Here is a 16791-nt window from a genome sequence, read left to right as displayed (position 1 = left end):
ACCGCGCGCATTGCCAGTGGGCCGACCTCGTCTACCCCGCGAGCGAGGCGGCCGCTCACCCCACCGCCGTCACCACCCCGCCCGCCGCCGCCGACCGCCGCGCGGCGTCCACGACCTGCAGCGTCCGCAGCCCGACACCGCCGTCCGGGACCGCCGGCCGCCCGGCGCGCACGGCCCTGACGAACTCGTCGAGCATGGCCGCGTCCAGGTCGTCGCCGGTCGGGACCCACACCTGCCCGTCGCCGGTCTGGCCGCCGACGTGCCCCGCGAACGGCGCGATCGTCACCGAGCCGCGCGTGCCCGTCACCTGGAAGGTCAGGCCGCCCCAGGTGGGCGCGGCGTCCGGGACGCTCCAGGAGCAGTCGATCGTCGCCACCACTCCGCTCGGATAGACCGCGGTCACCAGGCCGCCGGTCTCGACGGCCGCCTCCGGGTGCAGGATGCGGTTGGCGACCGCGTGCACCGTCGCGGGCTGCTCGCCGAGCAGCTCGTCCAGCAGGTCGGCGCAGTGCACGACGTGGTCGACCAGCGCGCCGCCGCCCGCGAGCGCGGGATCGGTGAACCAGGCGCGGTCGGAGGGCACCTTGCCGTTGTTCGTCCCCTTCACCGCCAGCAGCGTCCCGAGCGCGCCGCCGCGCACGCGGTGCAGGAGGTCGGCGAACGCGGGCGCGAACCGGACAGGGTACGCCGTCATCAGGGTCACGCCGGCGCGCTCGGCCGCCGCCAGCATGGCCTCGGCATCCTCCACCGTCGTGGCCAGCGGCTTCTCGCACAGGATGTGCGCCCCTGCAGCCGCAGCAGCCTCCACGAGCGCGCGGTGGCGGATGTTCTCGGCCGTGACGATCACGGCGTCCGGACCCCAGGCGAGCGCGTCCTCGTACGTCGGCAGGTAGGCCACGCCGAGCTGGTCGGCCAGCGCACGGCCGCGGAGGGCGGCGTCCGGCGCCGACGCGCCGTCCGGGTCGGTGACGACGAGCTCGATGTCCGCGCGGCCCGAGAGTGCGCGGCAGTAGCCGATCGCGTGCGTGTGGGCGAAGGACAGCACCGCCACCTTCAGCGGTCTGCCCGCGGTCGCGGCGGTCATGCGCCCACCACCTCGGCGATCGCCTCGGCCGATGCCAGGTCCAGTTCGACCGGGAGACCGCTGTGCAGTGACTCCATCGCGGCCTCGGCCAGCGCGACGGCGCGGACGCCGTCCTCCGGCGTGACCCGGGCGGCACGGTCCTCCGCGATGGCCGCCACGTAGTCGCGGAGCTGCGCGGTGTACGGGCTCTCGGCGTGGACCGGCGGCGGCAGGTAGCCGTCCGCGTCGTGCGCCGCCGGGATGTCGACCCGGCTCGGCGTCAGCGTCGAGTCGATCGCGAGCGTGCCTGCCGACCCGGCGAGGTCGGCGCTGGTCCGGAACGGCAGCCCGCGCGCTCCCCACGTGCCCTGGAGGTGGCTGATCGCGCCGGTCGCGTGCGTCAGCACGACGTGCGCGGTGACCGTGTGCGGTTCGGCGGCGTCACCGCCCGGCGCGCTCTGGACCGCGTACACGCGGACGACATCGCCGGCGAGCCAGAGCGCCTGATCGAGGTCGTGGATCATCTGGTCGCGCACGATCCCGCCGCCGCGCGCCTCGTCGTGGAACCAGGTGCCCGCCTTCGGCGCCTCGCCGCCGCGTACGAACCGCAGCACGGCCGGCTCGCCGATCCGCCCTGCCGCGATCTCGCGTTGCACCGCCGCGTACTCCGGGAAGTACCGCACGACATGCGCCGGGAACAGCCGGACCCCTGCCTCGCGCGCCGCTGCGACGACCTCCCTGGCCTCCTCGACGGAGCCCCCGAGCGGCTTCTCGCAGATGACGTGCTTGCCGGCACGGATCGCGGCCAGGGCCAGCGGAGCGTGGCTGGTGGTCGGGGTCACGATGTCCACGACGTCGCTCGCGGCGAGCAGAGCGTCGAGGTCGCCGGCGACGGCGAAGCCGTATTGCCCGGCAAGCGCCTCAGCGCCCTCGTGCGAGTACACGGTGACCGCGGCGCCGAGCGCCCGCCAGCCGTCCGCATGGACGCGCGAGATGCCGCCGGCCCCGATCAGGCCGACTCGAAGGGTGTTCACGGTGTGCCTTTCTGTCGTCGTCGCCTCGGTCGCCCGCGTCATTTCAGACCGGAGAACGCGATGCCGTCGATGACGCGTCGTTGCATGAGGAGGAAGAGGATGAGGACCGGCGCCATCGCGAGCAGGCTCGCCGCGAGAAGCAGCGGATAGTCCGGGATGGAGCGCTGACTGGTGAGCGTCGCGATGCCGGGAGCCAGCGGCATTTGCGTGGAGTCCGTCGCCACGATGAGCGGCCAGAGCAGATCGTTCCACGACGCCAGCACTGTGATGATCGCGAGCGCGGACAGCCCGGGCTTGGCCAGCGGCAGCATCACCTTCCAGAACACCTGGAAGTGGTTCGCGCCGTCGAGCCGCGCCGCCTCGGCCAGCTCGTCGGGCAGCCCGAGGAAGAACTGCCGCATCAGGAAGGTGCCGAACGCGCTGAAGATGCCGGGCGCCGCGATGCCGGAGATGGTGTTGAGCCAGCCGAGGCCCTGCACGATCTGGTACTGCGGCAGCAGGTAGACCTGCGGCGGCACCATCAGGATGGCGAGCACCAGGGCGAAGATCGTGCGCCGGAACGGGAACTCCATCCGGGCGAACGCGTAGCCCGCCATTGAGCACAGCAGGAGCTGGCCGACCGTGCGGATGACCGTGACGGCCACCGACACCCAGAGCTGGTTGAGGAACGGGAGCTGGTCGAACACGTGCGCGAAGTTCTCGAAGTGCAGGGTCCCCGGCCAGACCGTCGGCGGCACCGAGGTGACCTGCGCGTTCGTCGCCAGCGACATCAGGATCTGCCAGACGAACGGGAAGATCATCAGCAGCGACGCCACGATCAGAACCGCGTGGGTCAGGCCGTTCCCGCGAGCGCGGCCGGCCCGTGGCTGCGGCCGTGCGATCACCGAGCTAGACATAGTTCACCCACCTCTTCTGCATGCGGAACTGGAGCATCGTGAACGCGCCGACCAGCACCAGGATCGCGACGCCGACCGCCGCGGCGTAGCCGTTGTCGCCGGTCTGCTGGTGGGCGAAGAACAGGTAGACGAGCGACTGCGTCTGGTTGATCGCCGGGTTCTGCGTGCCCATCAGCGCGTAGAGCAGGTCGAACAGCTGGAACCCGGTGATGACGGTGATGACCGAGACGAAGAAGATCGACGGGGTCAGCAGCGGCACGGTGATCGAGAAGAACTGCCGAGCCCTGCTCGCGCCGTCGATCGAGGACGCCTCGTACATCTCCGGCGGGATGCTGCGCATGCCGGCCGAGAGCACGATCAGGTTGAACCCGAGCGAGATCCACACCCCGACGACGCCGACGGCGAAGAGCGCGAACCACTCCGTGCTCAGCCAGTTCGGCCCCTTGATCCCGATCTGCGAGAGCGAGTAGTTGATCACGCCGAAGTCGCCGTTGAAGATGATCCGCCACACCATCGAGATCGCGGCGGGCATCGCCACGTACGGCAGGAAGAACGCCGTGCGGTATGCGGCGCCGAACCGCAGCCCCGGCCGGTTGATCAGCGCCGCGAACCAGACCGCCAGCGGGATGCCGAGCAGGAGGATGCCGACGTAGATGAACGTGTTGAGGATCGCGCGCCAGAAGTCGGGGTCCGCCAGCATCTGCTGGTAGTTCGTGATCCCGCTCCAGGTCGCGCCGCCGAACGCTCCCCAGGTCGTGAAGCTGAAGTAGGCGTTGCGGAAGATCGGCCAGATGTAGAACACCAGCACGCCGAAGAGCAGCGGCCCGACGAACAGCAGCGCCCACCAGCCGTCCTTGCGCAGACCGCGGCCCCGACCCCGGTCGGCGGCGCGGGGTGTGCGCGCGCCCGGGGTGGCGGGCGCCGCCTGCGCGGCGCCCGCTCCCTTCGTGATCGTCTGAGTGGACATCGTCACTCTTTGGCGAGGTCCGCGTTCATCTGCGTGGCGAGCTCCTTGGCGACCTCGTCCACCGGCTTCTTGCCGCTGAACGCGTCGGGCAGCAGGTCGCCCTCGGCCTTGTTCCAGGCCGCGGTGTTCTTGGAGATCGGGTACGGGTAGGCGTAGTCCGTCGCCGCCTTCTCGAACACGCTCAGGTCCCACGGCGCCGAGTCGACGAACGCCTGCTGGGTGCCGTTGAACGCCGGGTTCGCCGCGCCCATCTTCGCCTGCGTCTGCGCGGCCTCCTTGCCTCCGAGGTAGTTCTGGAAGGCGATGGCGGCCGACTTGTTCTTGGAGTCCTTGGCGACGACGTTGGCGAGACCGTGGATGACGGTGGCCTGACGCTCACCGGTCGGCAGCGGCGCGACCGCGATCTGCGCCTTGATCGGCGAGCTCAGCAGCTCGGCGTTGGACCAGGTGCCCGACCAGAACATGGCGGACTTGCCGTTGATGAACCACTGGTCCTGCGGCGTGTCGGAGAGCTGCGCGAGGGTGGGCGACGAGCCGTCGGCGATCAGGTCGCGCACGAACTGGAGGCCCTTGATCGACTTGGGGTCGTCGTAGCCCGACTTCTTGCCGTCGGAGGAGATGATCGAGCCGCCGGCCTGCAGGATGGTGTTGTAGTACATCTCCTGGCCGCCGCTGAGACCGCTGGCCTCGCCGTAGATCCCCTCGCCCTTGAGCTTGTCCGAGATCGCCTTGGCCTTCTGGTGGAAGTCGTCCCAGGTCCAGCCCGCGGTCGGGTACGCTACGCCTGCCTTGTCGAAGATGGCCTTGTTGTAATAGACGGCGATGGTGTCGAAGTCCTTCGGGACGCCGTACTGCTTGCCGCTGTACGAGTAGAGCGAGTCCAGCGCCTTCGGGTAGTCGGCGGGGTCGATCGCCGAGCCGACCGGCTCCAGCAGGCCGTTGGACGCGTAGAGCTGGAAGTTCGGCCCGTTCATCCAGAACACGTCGGGCAGTGTCTTGGACGAGCCCTGCGTCTGCAGCTTGGTGAAGTAGTTCTGGTACGGCGTGATCTGCGGCGTCACCTTGATGTTCGGATAGGTCTTGTTGAAGTCCTTGATCAGGGCCTCCATCGCGGGCTTCTGGTTCACGTCCCAGAACGCGTAGGAGATGCCGGCCGAGAGATTATGATCGGCAGGGGCATCGGAGCCGCTGCCAGTGTTGGACGAGCATCCGGCGAGCACGACTGCGGACGCGACCGCGGCCGCGGCCGCGAGCAGGGCTTTTCGCATTGGTTTCTCCTTCGAAATGTGGTGTCGGTGCCTTCCCGGGTCGGCGACTTGACCTCGCCGGCCCGGTTCTTGCTTCGGTGCAGGGGTGCTCCGCGATTCACGGAGCGCGGGACGTCGCTACAGCAGGGCGACGACCCGCTCGTCCGCGGCGGGCACGGCGCGAGGCCGGGACCCGTCGCGAAGCGATTCGGTGGCCGCCACGGCGGTGGCCACGGCGTTGCGCGCTGCCACCGCGGACGTCGTCGTCGCGGTGCCGTCGCGCACGAAGCGCACGAACTCGGCGATGGTGAGCCGGTCCGCGTCTCCGTGGCCGCCCTGGTCGCCGAGCACAGGGTACTCGACGTCGCCTGAGGGTTCGTAGGTGGTCCGGCGGTTCCAGACGCGGACGACCGCGCCCTCGGTGTCGCCGAAGTTCTCCAGGCGCCCCTCCGTGCCGATCACGGTGTAGTTGCGCCAGTAGTCCGGGGTGTAGTGGCACTGCTGGTACGAGGCGAAGACCCCGTTGTCGAGCCGCATCGTGACCATGGAGATGTCCTCCACGTCGATGACCGGGTTGAGCTCGCGCTGCGTCAGCGGAGGCCACGAGTCGAGCGAGAACCAGTCCGGCATCGCCCGGTCGGAGTTGTCCCTGCGGTCGTCGATGCCGCCGTAGACAGTCAGGCCGCCCATCCCGGTGACCAGCTCGGAGTACCCACCGGCGAGCCAGTGGATGATGTCGATGTCGTGCGCGCCCTTCTGCAGCAGCAGCCCGTTGGACTTCGCCCGCTCGGCGTGCCAGTCCTTGAAGTAGTAGTCGCCGCCGTTGCCGACGAAGTGCCGGCACCAGACCGCTTTGACCTCGCCGATCTCGCCGCGCCGGATGATGTCGCGCATCGTGCGCACCACGCTCATGTGCCGCATGTTGTGGCCGACGTACAGCCGGGTGCCGGTCTCGGCGGCGGCCGCCAGGATGGCGTCGGCGTCGGCCACGTCGATGGCGAGCGGCTTCTCCAGGTAGACGGCGATCCCGGCTCGGAGCAGGTCGACCGCGATCTCCGCGTGCGTGTGGTCGGGCGAGGTGACGAACGCGGCGTCCACCGCGTCGCCTCCCGCGATCAGCTCGCGGTGGCCGGCGTAGGCCGCGTCGGCGCCGAACGTCCCGGCCGCGCGCTCCCGCGCCGCCGGCGACGGGTCCACGACAGCGACGATGCGGCCGTCGCCGCTCTCGACGGCGTGGCGGGCGATGCCCGAGCGCGCGCCGGCGCCGATCACGGCCAGGCGAAGCACCCGCTTCGCGGCGTCCACGCCGATCCTCTCCTGAACGGTCATCTCCGCGATCCCTCCATGCTCTCCCGTGCGGCCAGGGCCTGCGCCCCCGCCACGTCGATCTCGGGCTCCGGCATCCCGGGAGCCAGGTACAGCCGCTCCATCGCCTGCCCGGAGGCCAGCGCGAGCGCGCCGAGCACCACCGACTCGGCGCCGAGCTCGGACTGGATGATGGACGGCCGCACCGGCACGCCGATCTCGGACATGACCGCCGCGCGCAGCGGCCGGAGCAGCTCCTCGCCCGCGCGCGACAGGCCGCCGCCGACGACCACCACGTCCGGGTCGACCGCCATCGTCACCGTCGCGATGCCGGTGGCGACCCCGCGCACGAACGCCTCGATCTCCGCGATCGCGGCCGGGTCGCCCTCGCCCGCCGCGCGGAAGACCTCCTCGCCGGTGCCGGCGGACTCCCAGCGGAGCTGACCGGAGTCGTCCACGTGCATCGAGAAAACGCTGCCGCCGATCTCGCCCGCGGCCCCGTGGCGGCCGCGCCGCAGCCTGCCGTCGATGATCAGCCCCATCGAGATGCGGTGGCCGGCGAAGAAGTAGGCGACGTCGTCGACGAGCCGGGCCGCGCCCATCCGGTGCTCGGCCAGGGCGGCGAGCCGCATGTCGTTCTCGATCGTGACCGGGCAGCCGAACTCCTCGCTCAGCCGGCCGGCGATGTCGACGCCCTCCCAGTCCGGGAAGTTGTGCGACACGGTGAGCCGTCCGTCGGAGCCGACCATGCCGGAGACGGCCACGGCCATGCCCGAGAGTCGGGACAGCCGGCCGAGCTCGATGCCGGCACGCTCGAAGCAGGCGTGGACGGCCTCCTTGACGCTGTCGAGGCGCCCGGCCCCGACGAACGTCCCGTCGATGTCGCGCTGGTGCCAGGCCACGATGCGGCCGGTGAGGTCGGCGACGACCACCCGGATGCGGTGGATGCCGACGTCGACCCCGACCAGGAGGCCCGCGTCGGCGACGAACTCGAAGATGCGGGCGGGCCGGCCGGCTCCGCGGCCGCCGTGGGTGTGCTCGTCGATCATGCCGACGAGGCCGCGCTCGCGCAGCAGCGGGAGGGTGGCCTCCACCGTGGGGCGCGAGAGGCCGATGCGCTCGGCGAGCTGGGCGACGGTCGCACGGCCCCCGTCGCGCAGCGCGACGGCGACGCGAGCGCCGCTCGCGTTCGTCAGTCGCACGTCGTGCGTCGCGCCGTTGTCGCCCGGGACCATCGCAGGACCTCTCCGTCCGTTACAAAGAAAATGACTTTTGTAATTGCTTTCGGACAGTAGAGCATGCGGGGCGGGAGGAGGTCAAGAGCGATTTCTCTATAAACAAAGCGGTTTGCATATTCCCGGCCGTCATGGCCCGGTCCGGTCGCCGGCGCGCGTCGGTCTTGTCCTCCCCGACCGCACCCCAATACGCTCGGCGGAAGGCGTGAAATACGCCGACGACGAGAGGCGGGGGCCATGCGTTTCATCCAGTCGCCGGAGCGGCGCATGCACCCGCACGCTCCCGACACCGGGAGCGCGCCGCTCCTGAAGCGCAGCCCGCTGCTGTTCGGCTTCGTCGTCACGCTCGGCGCACTGGGCGCCGTCGCCGCCGGCTACATGCTCTACGGCCTCCGCTCGATCATCTTCTCGGTCTTCCTCGCGGCCTTCGCGACGGTCGGCCTCGATCCGCTGATCCGCTGGTTCCAGCGGCACGGGATGAAGCGGGCGTGGGCGATCGTCACGGTCATCCTGCTCATCGTCGGCGTGCTCGTCGCGATCATCTGGGTGGTCGTCCCGCTGATCGTGCAGCAGATCACGAACCTGGCGACGGCCATCCCGGCCGAGGTCGCGAAGCTGCGGGCCGAAGGCTGGTTCGACAGCACCAACGCCGCCAGCAACGGCGTCCTCGGGCAGGCGCTCACCTGGATCTCCGACCAGGTGAAGGATCCGAAGACGTGGGCGAACATCGGCAACGGCCTGGTCGGCTTCGGCCTCTCCGTGCTGAACGGGTTCACGACCGGCTTCTTCATCGCCATCCTGACGATCTACTTCATCGCCTCGTACGACTCCACCAAGGCCTCCCTGTACCACCTGGTGCGCCGCTCGCACCGCGATCGGTTCGAGGGCTACACCGAGCGCATCCTGCAGAACTTCGGCAAGTACCTGAGCGGGATGGTGATCCTCGCGTTCTTCAACGCGACCTACAGCCTCATCCTGCTGCTGGTCACGGGGGTCCCCGGAGCGTTCCTGATCGCTCTCGCGGCGTTCTTCATCACGCTCATCCCGCTGATCGGAACGGTGCTCACCACGATCCTGATGACGATCCTGGCGCTGATCCACTCGCCGGTGAGCGCCATCGTCGTGCTGGTCTTCATGCTGGTCTACATGCAGGTGGAGGCATACATCCTCACCCCGAAGGTGATGGGCAAGGCGGTGCAGGTCCCCGGCTCGGTCGTGCTCATCTCCGCCCTCGCGGGCTCGACGCTGTTCGGCCTCCCCGGAGCGCTCGTCGCCATCCCGATCTCCGCCGGCATCATCCTCATCATCAAGGAGGTCGTCATGCCCAGGAAGGATCGGAGCTAGCGGGCGTAGAGTCCATCGACGTGACCACCACGATCGCCCTCATCACCGGGGCAAACAAGGGAATCGGCTTCGAGACGGCCCGCCGGCTCGGCGGGCTCGGGATGACCGTGCTCCTCGGCGCCCGCGACGAGCAGCGCGGGCTTGCAGCGGAGGCCGCCCTCCGGGACGGCGGCGCCGACGCGCGTTTCCTCCGCCTGGACGTGACGGACGACACCTCGATCGCGCACGCCGCCGACTTGATCGACCGGGAGTTCGGCCGCCTCGACGTGCTGGTGAACAACGCGGGCACGGCCACGGTCTCCCGGCAGCGCGCCCTCGCCAGCGCGACCTCCCTCGCGGACATGCGCGCGGTCTACGACATCAACGTGTTCGGCCTGGTCGCCGTCACCAACGCGATGCTGCCGCTGCTGCGCCGCTCCCCGGCCGGGCGCATCGTCAACGTGTCGAGCGAGGTCGGCTCGATCGGCTCGCAGTCCGACCCGGCCAGCCCGCTGTACGACATGCCCGCGTCCGCGCAGTACCCGTCCTCCAAGGCGGCGGTCAACATGCTCACCGCGATGTACGCGAAGGAGCTGAAGGACACCCCGATCAAGGTGAACGCCGCCAACCCCGGCTTCACCGACACCGACTTCAACGACCACCGCGGCATCCGATCGGTCGAGGACGGCGCTGTGCCGAGCGTCCACCTCGCGACGCTGCCCGACGACGGGCCGTCCGGCGTGCTCTGGGGGCACCTGTGGCTGCGGGAGGGAGAGGGCGGCTACGGCGTGCTGCCCTGGTAGCGGGGGCGCCCGCCACCCACGATGTCACCGCGAGCCGGACTCCCCTGCACCCGTCCCCGTCCCCGTCGCGAGGAACGCCGTCCCGAAGCACAGCTCCTCGCACGCCGCGTCCGCCAGCCCCTCCCGCATCGCCGCGCGGATGACCTCCCACGGCCGCCTTCCGATCCACTCGTCCAGGGAGGCCGACCTCCCCACCACCGCGACCCCGAGCCGCGTCAGCCACGCCGGGGTGCGGTCCGGCGTCTTCAGGTCGAGCACCGCCCAGCGTCCGCCGCGGACGAGCGCCGCCGCCCCGTGCGCGACGACAGCGCCGCAGTCCGGGACCTGCGTCAGCGCGTACGTGGACAGGATGGCGTCCACCCCGAGCGGGAAGGCGAACTCCGCCGCCTCCGCCTGCACCAGCTCCACGTTCCGCCAACCGTGCGCCGCCACCCGCGACCGGGCGCGGTCGAGCATCGCGTCCGTCAGGTCGACCCCGATGAGCCGTCCGCCCGGGCCGATCGCGTCCTCCAGCAGCGGGAAGTTCAGTCCCGTGCCGCAGGCGACCTCCACCACGGTCGCGCCGGCGCGGAGGCCGAGCGCCCGGACGGTGCGGAGCCGCTGCGACCGCTGCGGGTAGCCGGGCACCGGGTATAGCCGCGAAGTGAGGTCGTAGTGCGCGGCCTTCCGCCGGTAGACCTCGATCAGGCGCTCGGCGCCGTCCAGCCGGGTCACGCCGACCCCGTGCCCGCCTGGACGTCGGCCTCCACAGCGGCCTTGATCGCGGCCATCTCGATATCGCTCGTGCGCTGGATCCTGCGCCCGAGGATGCCGGGCGGGATGAGGCGCATGACGTTCGCGAGGTCGACCTCCACCCACATGATGGCGTCGGTGCTGTCCTCGCCCGCCGGCAGGATCTCCATCCCCCAGCGCGCCGGCGAGGACCCGATCGTGCCCGCGAACGCCATCGTGTGCGGCTCGTCGACGTCGGTGACCCGCTCGCTGCGGCGGTGCTCCCTCCGGAAGTCCCGCGCACGCTGGTCGATCCAGCCGCCGGCGACGAGCGAGCCGCCGCCCCGGACGTAGCACTCGAGGACGGTCGGCGCCCACTCCGCCCAGCGCCCGACGTCGCACAGGTAGTCCCACACGTCGCGGACGCTGCCGGCGACGACGATCCTGCTCTCGGTGCGAATGGTCATGGGTCGCGCCGCGGGTCGTCACGGCGTGCGTCCTCCTGTGAGGTACACGAGGTGGTGGGGCGGATGGTTCAGCGCGGTCGAACGGCAGGCCGGTCTGACGCATTCGCCGCGATGAACGCCACCGCATCCGCCGCGACCCGCTCGGGCCGCTCCCACAGGACGAGGTGCCCCGTCCCTTCGTAGATCACCAGCCGGCTGCCGTCGATCGCCGCCAGCTCGTGGGCCTGCGAGGCCGGCAGGACGTTGTCCTCCGCGCCCCACAGGATCAGCGTCGGCACCGCGATCGTCCCGCTCCGAAGCGGCGGCGCCGCCGTGACGAGCCCTTCGATGCCCGCCAGCCAGACCGCAAGCGGGATACTCAGCGCCGAGGTCTCCTGGTCGTCGAGGAAGCTCTCCGGCACCGGCGAGCGCAGCGGGAGCACCCCATCGAGCGCCCGGATGTCGTCCCGCGTGACGGGATCCCGGAACGACGCCAGCACGCCCGCGAGCGCCCCCGGCACCGGTCCCTGCAGGTCGCTCGGCGCCCCGACCAGCACGAGTCCCCGCACCCGTTCGGGATGCGCGAGCGCGACCTGCTGCGCCACGTAGCCGCCGCTGGACGTCCCGAGCAGCCAGGAGGCGCCGATCCCCAGCGCATCCAGGAGCGCGACCACATCCTCGGCTGCGTCGCTCAGCGAGTACCCGACCGGCGGCTTCGCGCTCTCGCCGACGCCGCGCTGGTCGGGGACGACGAGCCGCAGGTCAGGCGAAAGCAAGGGGATCAGCCGATCGAACGAGCGGTGCGTCTCACCCCAGGCGTGCAGGAGCACGACTGTTTCGCCGTGGCCGGCCTCGTGGACAGCAAGCTCGACTCCGGTGGAGAGCGGGACGCGGCGCATGCGGGAATTATGGCGCGTGGGGAGGCGGCGAAGGCGGAGGAACGCGAACCTCAGTGCCGGGCCGCGACCCAGGCGAGCAGATACGTTCGCGAGTCGGCATCGTCGATCGCACTGTCCGGGAGACCGGCGACCGCTGCGCGCGCCGCGGCCGCACCCTCCCCGCCTTGCAGCGCCCGGTACATCAGCAAGTAGTCGCCGAACTGCACGTCGTACCCGGAGGGGGTCGCCTCGGCCAGGTTCTTCCCGATCCGGGAGGCCGACGACGTCAGGTATCCCGCGACCGGTCCCATCGGGATGAGCTGTATGCCCAGGATGGCGTTGGGATCAGCGCTGAACCACGTCGCGTAGTCTCGCTTCCCTCCCCAGTTCAGCGACACCACCGAGTGCGAGAAGCCCGCGAAGTCCGAAACGTCGGCGTTCGTCCAGAGGCCGCGTGCGGACGCGGCTTCGGCGGACAGCATCCACGTGGCCTCACGAGCCAGGGACTGTTGCGAGCTGGCGGTCGCCCACAAGGCGAGACCGTTCCAGGCGTTCACCGCCTCCGAGCTCGACTCCTGGTTGTTGCCGTCGGCGAAGGGCGAGTACCCGGAAGCCCACGAGTGGCCGGTGTACGGGTCGAAGGTGCGGCGCTCGGGGAAGTACCTGCTCGGGCCGCTGGTGGCGAGGTCCGCCGCCAGCAGGTTCATCACCGGCGCGAGTCGCTTGACCGACGACGGGTCGTCTTCCGCCAGCACCCCGGCGGCGTAGAGGAAGTAGCCGTAGTGGAAGTGGTGGTCGTTGAACTGGTCCGACCCGAACGATGCGGTCAGCCCGACCACGCCCCGCACGTTCGGGTCGTAGACGAAGCAGCGTGCAGGCGCGGAGGCGCACCGGCCAGGCTGCGCCCACTCGTCCAGGGCGGTCGCCAGGCGCGCGCGCAACCCGTCGGCGACGGTGTTCTGCCCGAGTCGCCGGGCGATCGTCAGCAGGTTCGCGAGGCGATACATCCCCTTGCCGCCGAAGTAGGTATCCGACGGCAACGGGTCCGCGGAGGCGGCGTCCGTCCGCAACTGGCGGACGATCGCCTCCTTCGTCGGCCCGTCGACCGCGCTGAGGTCGAGCGCACCCGCGGGTGTGACGGCGGGCACACTCCACGTGAGCGCGTCGCCGGCGCACACCGTCATCGTGCCGTAGATCGTCGCGTACGTTCCGAGGGAGCACGCAGTGCCGGCGAGGCCGGACTTCTGGGCGGGGAGCGCGCCGAACAGCGTCGATCCTCCCGCCGCACGGTAGGTGAGGGTGGTGATCGCGCTGGCCCCCGCGCCCGCGTAACCGGTGCGGACGCCTTCAAGCGGCCCCGAGACTTCGGCGGCCACATGCGCGGCGCTCTGCCCTCGCGGCACGGGGAACCAGACGGCGGCCTGCCCCTTCGTGAGATCGACGCTGCGTCCGGTTCGGGTGAGCGCGCCGGCGGGTGCGATGAGCGCGTAGTCGGTTCCCCCCACTCTCGCCACGGCCGGCCCGTCGGCGCTCAGGAACCCGACAGAGCTCGCGAGCGTCGCGTCCGCATCGGCGGTGAAGCTCACCAGGGGTGAGCCCTCGGCGATCGTGACGTGCCCGATCGGGGCCCCGCTCTGAGATCTCAACGTCACGGTCACCGACACGTCGTCGTAGGCGGTCACCTCCGACGATGCGCTGGATGCGTCGAGGCTGACCGCCGGTTCGTAGCCGCCGGCGATCGTCTTCGCTGTCGCGGTCACCGCGGGCAGCCCGAACGCGAAGCCGCCGGCTGTGAGTCCGAAGGAAAGAGGGAGCGGAAACACCGGTTGTGGAGCGGATCCGAACACGAGCCCGGAGAACCAACGATTCGTCGGCGGGACCAGTCCGTGAGCGAGCCGCATCGGAGGCGGGGCGGCCACGCTGCGCTGCGGCAGCGCTCCGACCAACGGCGCGACCTGCGCGTCCGGGAAGATGTGAGGGGCTCCCGCCCCCGTGGATGCGGCCTGCGCCCCCACGCCGCTCCTGCTGGAGGCCTGGCACGCGGTGAGCACGCCCGCCACGAGCACGCTGGTGACCAGGACGGGCACCAGCAGGCGAGCACCGCGCCTCCTCACAGGCCGATCTTCCGGAGGAGGGCGGCGAAGGCGTCGCTGGGGCCGGCGAGCGGCCCGTCGTCCCGCAGATGCAACGTCGCGGTCACCGGCGTTCCGGGCGTGATCAATCCGTCATCCGTGCCCTCGTCGAGCCCGCTGCTGGCCACGAGGACGGTCGACTGCGCGCGACCCGACACCGTCTGCACCTCGATCCTCTGCACGCGGCCCGCGAGCACCCGCTGATTCGGGAGCAGGAGGTCGACAGGCGCGCCGACCGCGACGCGGGAGTAATCCCGCGCGGTGAGGGTGAAGTCCGCCTTCACGAAGAGGGAGCCGCGGCGGTCGATGTGGGCGAGCACGGTCCCGGCCTGTGCGTAGGCGCCCTGCTGCACGTCGATCGACGAGATGGTCCCGGACACCGCCGCGACCACCGTCGCCGTCCCATCGGGAGTCACCGGGTACGGCGCCGACCGCGGGTCCAGGAGCCCGGAGGCGATGTCCTGCTGGAGGCGCAGGCTCCGTACGGCGAACAACCTCTCCCCCGCGGTGACGGTGGCTCCCGACTTCACGAACTGCTCGGTGACGAGACCCCCGTAGTCGGTCCCGACGGGGAACGACTCCGCATCGATCGTCGCCGAGGTGCTCGTCGCCTGGGTCTGGCGCTGGTTGAAGACGAGCGTGAACCCGGCGACCAGCACGAGCACGACGACCAGGCCCGCGGCCAGGCGCAATCGGTTGGACCACGTCACGGTGCCACCTCCGCAAGCGTTGCTGCCACGGGGTTCGGACGCGCGACGACGGTGAGCGGAGCGCTCGTCGGCACCGCCGCGGCGGGCACCCGCACCGGGTTCGGACGCCGCAGCCTCCTCGCCTCCCTCATCGCCGTGCCGAGGAAGGCGCCCAGGATCACCGTGTTCGTCACGTTCCAGGCGGTGGCCAACGTGAACACGCCGTTGCTCTCGTCGCGCCAGATCGCGACGACCGAGGTCAGCGCGAGGAAGACGAAGAAGAGCACCTGCGGAATGATGAAGTTGAACGGCGAGTTCGCCCTCCGGGTGCCGGTCACATGCCACGCCTGGTCCCGTCCCGCGATCACGTTGAGCAGGGCGCGCACGTAGATCGGGAAGGACACGGTCGAGAGTGTCAGGGTCTGCCAGCGGAACGAACCCTGGGTGAACCAGGCGAGCAGGATCTGCATCGCGTAGAAGCCCGCGTAGTAGAGGAGCCAGGTGAAGACGGTGATGCCGAGGTTCATCGGGCGCAGATCGAAGTAGATCTCGAGCGGAGGCACGAGCAGCAGCAGCAGGGGGCAGATCCCCGAGAGATAGTGGGTGGCCGTCACCATGTACTGCAGCCGTTGGTCCATGGTCAGTCGTCGACGCGGGCTCAGCGGGTTGTGCGTCAGCAGGATCTCGAACCCGCCGGATGCCCAGCGCAGCTGCTGCTTGCTGTAGGCCTCGACCGTCTCAGGCGCGTCTCCGATGGCGAGCACGTCCGGGATGTAGATCGACTTCCACCCGCGCTCGTGCAGCAGCACCGAGGTCCACACGTCCTCCGACTTCGAACCCGTGTAAAGACCGCCCACGTCGTCGATCGCAGAGCGCCGGAAGACGACATTGGTCCCCACGCAGAACGCTGCGTTGAAACGGTTGCGCCCCGGCTGCACGAATCGGTAGAAGACCGACTGCATGTAGGCCGCGCCGATCGCGATGGTGGTGGTGAGGTTGCCATAGGTCTGCGGGGTCTGGACGAAGGCCACCTTCTCATCCACGAAGAACGGCAGTGTCTCGTAGAGGAAGTCCGGGTCGGGTACGAAATCGGCGTCGAAGATGGCGAAGAACTCGCCTTTCGCGATGGACAGCGCGTGGTTGACGTTCCCGGCCTTCGCACCGTTGCTGCTGAGCCGCCGCACGTACCGGACGCCGAGCTCCGCGGCCAGCGCCTTGATTTCGTCGGACCGGCCGTCATCGAGCACCCAGGTGCGGTGCTCGCCGCGCATCGCCGAGGCCGCGGAGACGGTCGCCCGGACCGTGGCCGGGTCCTCCCCGTAGACCGTGATGAAGACGTCGACGAGAAGTCGCCGCCCCGACAAGCGCAGCGGCCACTGTTCGGGATGGTCCCGGCTGTGCCTCCCGCGCTCCCCTACGCCGTCCGCCGAGTGAGCCGATGGCATCACGAACAGCGTCGCCTGGGCCCGGTGGAAGGCGAAGTCGCGCGGGTCCCGGCCGCCGGCCAAGATCGTCCACATCGAGAACAGCGCCTGGACGACGAGGACGCTCTCCGCGGTGATCACCATGACGTACGGCACGATGTCGCCCCGGTTGGCGGGATTCAGGAGGAATCCGGCGTACGCCAGAATGCCCAAGGTCGCGATGAGCACGAGCAGCACCATCACCGGGGACTGGGCGGTCCCGGTGTCGCGGACCGACGCGCCCGTTTCGGTCGCGGGTGCTCTGTCGGCGCGCGAAAGCGTCAGGGTACGGGACATCGGATCTCCAGCCGTCAGTTCGGGTCATGCTGAGGAGAGGCGACGACGACGATGGCGTGGGAGCGACAGAGGGCCGGTGCTCCGTGGCGGCGTCGTGGGTGACCGGGTCGACGCCGTATGGGCGAATCGCTGTTTCCCCCATGATGCCCCGAACAGGGGACATCCTGGATTATGAGGAAGTTTCGTTTCGGTTAACTCTGGCTGGATGTGAGCGTAGCGGCGCCTGGACTGACGCGCCTGGCCACCGCGACAGTCCTGAGACATGACACATCGACCCGCGGAACCGAAAAGGCCCCGATCCC

Annotated in this window: 15 protein-coding genes; 2 read left to right on the top strand and 13 right to left on the bottom strand. The window is 70.2% G+C overall.

What is annotated here, in order from left to right; translation table 11 throughout:
- Positions 1-55: 55 nt before the first annotated feature.
- From ACQ86L_RS00075 to ACQ86L_RS00045, 7 genes are all read right to left on the bottom strand, one after another.
- Complete coding sequence (locus ACQ86L_RS00075; protein WP_434317169.1) at positions 56-1084, bottom strand: Gfo/Idh/MocA family protein; 1029 nt, start codon at positions 1082-1084, stop codon at positions 56-58.
- Positions 1081-2139 carry a Gfo/Idh/MocA family protein gene (locus ACQ86L_RS00070; RefSeq protein ID WP_434317168.1) on the bottom strand — a complete coding sequence of 353 codons (1059 nt, stop codon included), beginning with the start codon at positions 2137-2139 and terminating at the stop codon, positions 1081-1083. Before ACQ86L_RS00070 ends, ACQ86L_RS00075 begins: the two co-directional genes overlap by 4 nt.
- A complete protein-coding gene (locus ACQ86L_RS00065; RefSeq protein WP_434317167.1) occupies positions 2136-2993 on the bottom strand; it encodes a carbohydrate ABC transporter permease in 858 nt (285 codons plus the stop codon). Before ACQ86L_RS00065 ends, ACQ86L_RS00070 begins: the two co-directional genes overlap by 4 nt.
- On the bottom strand, positions 2986-3960 hold the full coding sequence (locus ACQ86L_RS00060; RefSeq protein ID WP_434317166.1) for a carbohydrate ABC transporter permease: 975 nt from the start codon (positions 3958-3960) through the stop codon (positions 2986-2988). The genes ACQ86L_RS00065 and ACQ86L_RS00060 overlap by 8 nt, the downstream gene beginning before the upstream one ends.
- A 2-nt stretch (positions 3961-3962) precedes the next feature.
- Positions 3963-5228, bottom strand: coding sequence for an ABC transporter substrate-binding protein (locus tag ACQ86L_RS00055; RefSeq protein ID WP_434317165.1), 1266 nt, complete (start codon positions 5226-5228; stop codon positions 3963-3965).
- A gap of 117 nt (positions 5229-5345) precedes the next feature.
- Positions 5346-6536: a Gfo/Idh/MocA family protein gene (locus ACQ86L_RS00050; RefSeq protein ID WP_434317164.1), complete on the bottom strand. Its 1191-nt coding sequence runs from the start codon at positions 6534-6536 to the stop codon at positions 5346-5348.
- A complete protein-coding gene (locus ACQ86L_RS00045) occupies positions 6533-7747 on the bottom strand; it encodes an ROK family protein (protein WP_434317163.1) in 1215 nt (404 codons plus the stop codon). The genes ACQ86L_RS00050 and ACQ86L_RS00045 overlap by 4 nt, the downstream gene beginning before the upstream one ends.
- Before the next feature lie 237 nt (positions 7748-7984).
- Here ACQ86L_RS00045 and ACQ86L_RS00040 point away from each other — a divergent pair, with 237 nt between their 5' ends.
- Together ACQ86L_RS00040 and ACQ86L_RS00035 are read left to right on the top strand one after the other, a co-directional pair.
- Positions 7985-9091: an AI-2E family transporter gene (locus tag ACQ86L_RS00040; protein ID WP_434317162.1), complete on the top strand. Its 1107-nt coding sequence runs from the start codon at positions 7985-7987 to the stop codon at positions 9089-9091.
- Positions 9092-9111: 20 nt separating this feature from the next.
- Complete coding sequence (locus ACQ86L_RS00035) at positions 9112-9873, top strand: SDR family oxidoreductase (protein ID WP_434317161.1); 762 nt, start codon at positions 9112-9114, stop codon at positions 9871-9873.
- A gap of 24 nt (positions 9874-9897) precedes the next feature.
- Here the strand turns inward: ACQ86L_RS00035 and ACQ86L_RS00030 are convergent, their stop codons facing one another.
- The 6 genes from ACQ86L_RS00030 to ACQ86L_RS00005 form a co-directional block, all read right to left on the bottom strand.
- Positions 9898-10587, bottom strand: coding sequence for a class I SAM-dependent methyltransferase (locus ACQ86L_RS00030; RefSeq protein ID WP_434317160.1), 690 nt, complete (start codon positions 10585-10587; stop codon positions 9898-9900).
- Positions 10584-11051, bottom strand: a complete 468-nt coding sequence (locus ACQ86L_RS00025) for an SRPBCC family protein (RefSeq protein ID WP_434317159.1) — start codon at positions 11049-11051, stop codon at positions 10584-10586. The genes ACQ86L_RS00030 and ACQ86L_RS00025 overlap by 4 nt, the downstream gene beginning before the upstream one ends.
- A 68-nt stretch (positions 11052-11119) precedes the next feature.
- Complete coding sequence (locus tag ACQ86L_RS00020; RefSeq protein ID WP_434317158.1) at positions 11120-11929, bottom strand: alpha/beta fold hydrolase; 810 nt, start codon at positions 11927-11929, stop codon at positions 11120-11122.
- Positions 11930-11979: 50 nt separating this feature from the next.
- Positions 11980-14022: a glycosyl hydrolase gene (locus ACQ86L_RS00015; RefSeq protein WP_434317157.1), complete on the bottom strand. Its 2043-nt coding sequence runs from the start codon at positions 14020-14022 to the stop codon at positions 11980-11982.
- On the bottom strand, positions 14019-14750 hold the full coding sequence (locus tag ACQ86L_RS00010; protein WP_434317156.1) for an HlyD family efflux transporter periplasmic adaptor subunit: 732 nt from the start codon (positions 14748-14750) through the stop codon (positions 14019-14021). The genes ACQ86L_RS00015 and ACQ86L_RS00010 overlap by 4 nt, the downstream gene beginning before the upstream one ends.
- The gene (locus ACQ86L_RS00005; RefSeq protein WP_434317155.1) at positions 14747-16489 is read right to left on the bottom strand and encodes a glycosyltransferase family 2 protein; all 1743 of its coding nucleotides are present in this window, start codon (positions 16487-16489) and stop codon (positions 14747-14749) included. The genes ACQ86L_RS00010 and ACQ86L_RS00005 overlap by 4 nt, the downstream gene beginning before the upstream one ends.
- Positions 16490-16791: the final 302 nt, after the last annotated feature.

This window comes from Leifsonia sp. P73 (assembly GCF_051059105.1).
Taxonomy (GTDB): Bacteria; Actinomycetota; Actinomycetes; order Actinomycetales; family Microbacteriaceae; genus Leifsonia.
The sequence above is the reverse complement of the archived record's forward strand: the minus strand, read 5'-3'. Positions and strand labels throughout refer to the sequence as shown.

What these genes read in the sequence shown, in the direction of transcription:
- ACQ86L_RS00020 (WP_434317158.1), bottom strand. Translation starts at nt 11,929, where the DNA reads ATGCGCCGCGTCCCGCTCTCCACCGGAGTCGAGCTTGCTGTCCACGAG.
- ACQ86L_RS00040 (WP_434317162.1), top strand. Translation starts at nt 7,985, where the DNA reads ATGCGTTTCATCCAGTCGCCGGAGCGGCGCATGCACCCGCACGCTCCC.
- ACQ86L_RS00075 (WP_434317169.1), bottom strand. Translation starts at nt 1,084, where the DNA reads ATGACCGCCGCGACCGCGGGCAGACCGCTGAAGGTGGCGGTGCTGTCC.
- ACQ86L_RS00055 (WP_434317165.1), bottom strand. Translation starts at nt 5,228, where the DNA reads ATGCGAAAAGCCCTGCTCGCGGCCGCGGCCGCGGTCGCGTCCGCAGTC.
- ACQ86L_RS00045 (WP_434317163.1), bottom strand. Translation starts at nt 7,747, where the DNA reads ATGGTCCCGGGCGACAACGGCGCGACGCACGACGTGCGACTGACGAAC.
- ACQ86L_RS00070 (WP_434317168.1), bottom strand. Translation starts at nt 2,139, where the DNA reads ATGACGCGGGCGACCGAGGCGACGACGACAGAAAGGCACACCGTGAAC.
- ACQ86L_RS00060 (WP_434317166.1), bottom strand. Translation starts at nt 3,960, where the DNA reads ATGTCCACTCAGACGATCACGAAGGGAGCGGGCGCCGCGCAGGCGGCG.
- ACQ86L_RS00005 (WP_434317155.1), bottom strand. Translation starts at nt 16,489, where the DNA reads ATGTCCCGTACCCTGACGCTTTCGCGCGCCGACAGAGCACCCGCGACC.
- ACQ86L_RS00050 (WP_434317164.1), bottom strand. Translation starts at nt 6,536, where the DNA reads ATGACCGTTCAGGAGAGGATCGGCGTGGACGCCGCGAAGCGGGTGCTT.
- ACQ86L_RS00065 (WP_434317167.1), bottom strand. Translation starts at nt 2,993, where the DNA reads ATGTCTAGCTCGGTGATCGCACGGCCGCAGCCACGGGCCGGCCGCGCT.
- ACQ86L_RS00025 (WP_434317159.1), bottom strand. Translation starts at nt 11,051, where the DNA reads ATGACCATTCGCACCGAGAGCAGGATCGTCGTCGCCGGCAGCGTCCGC.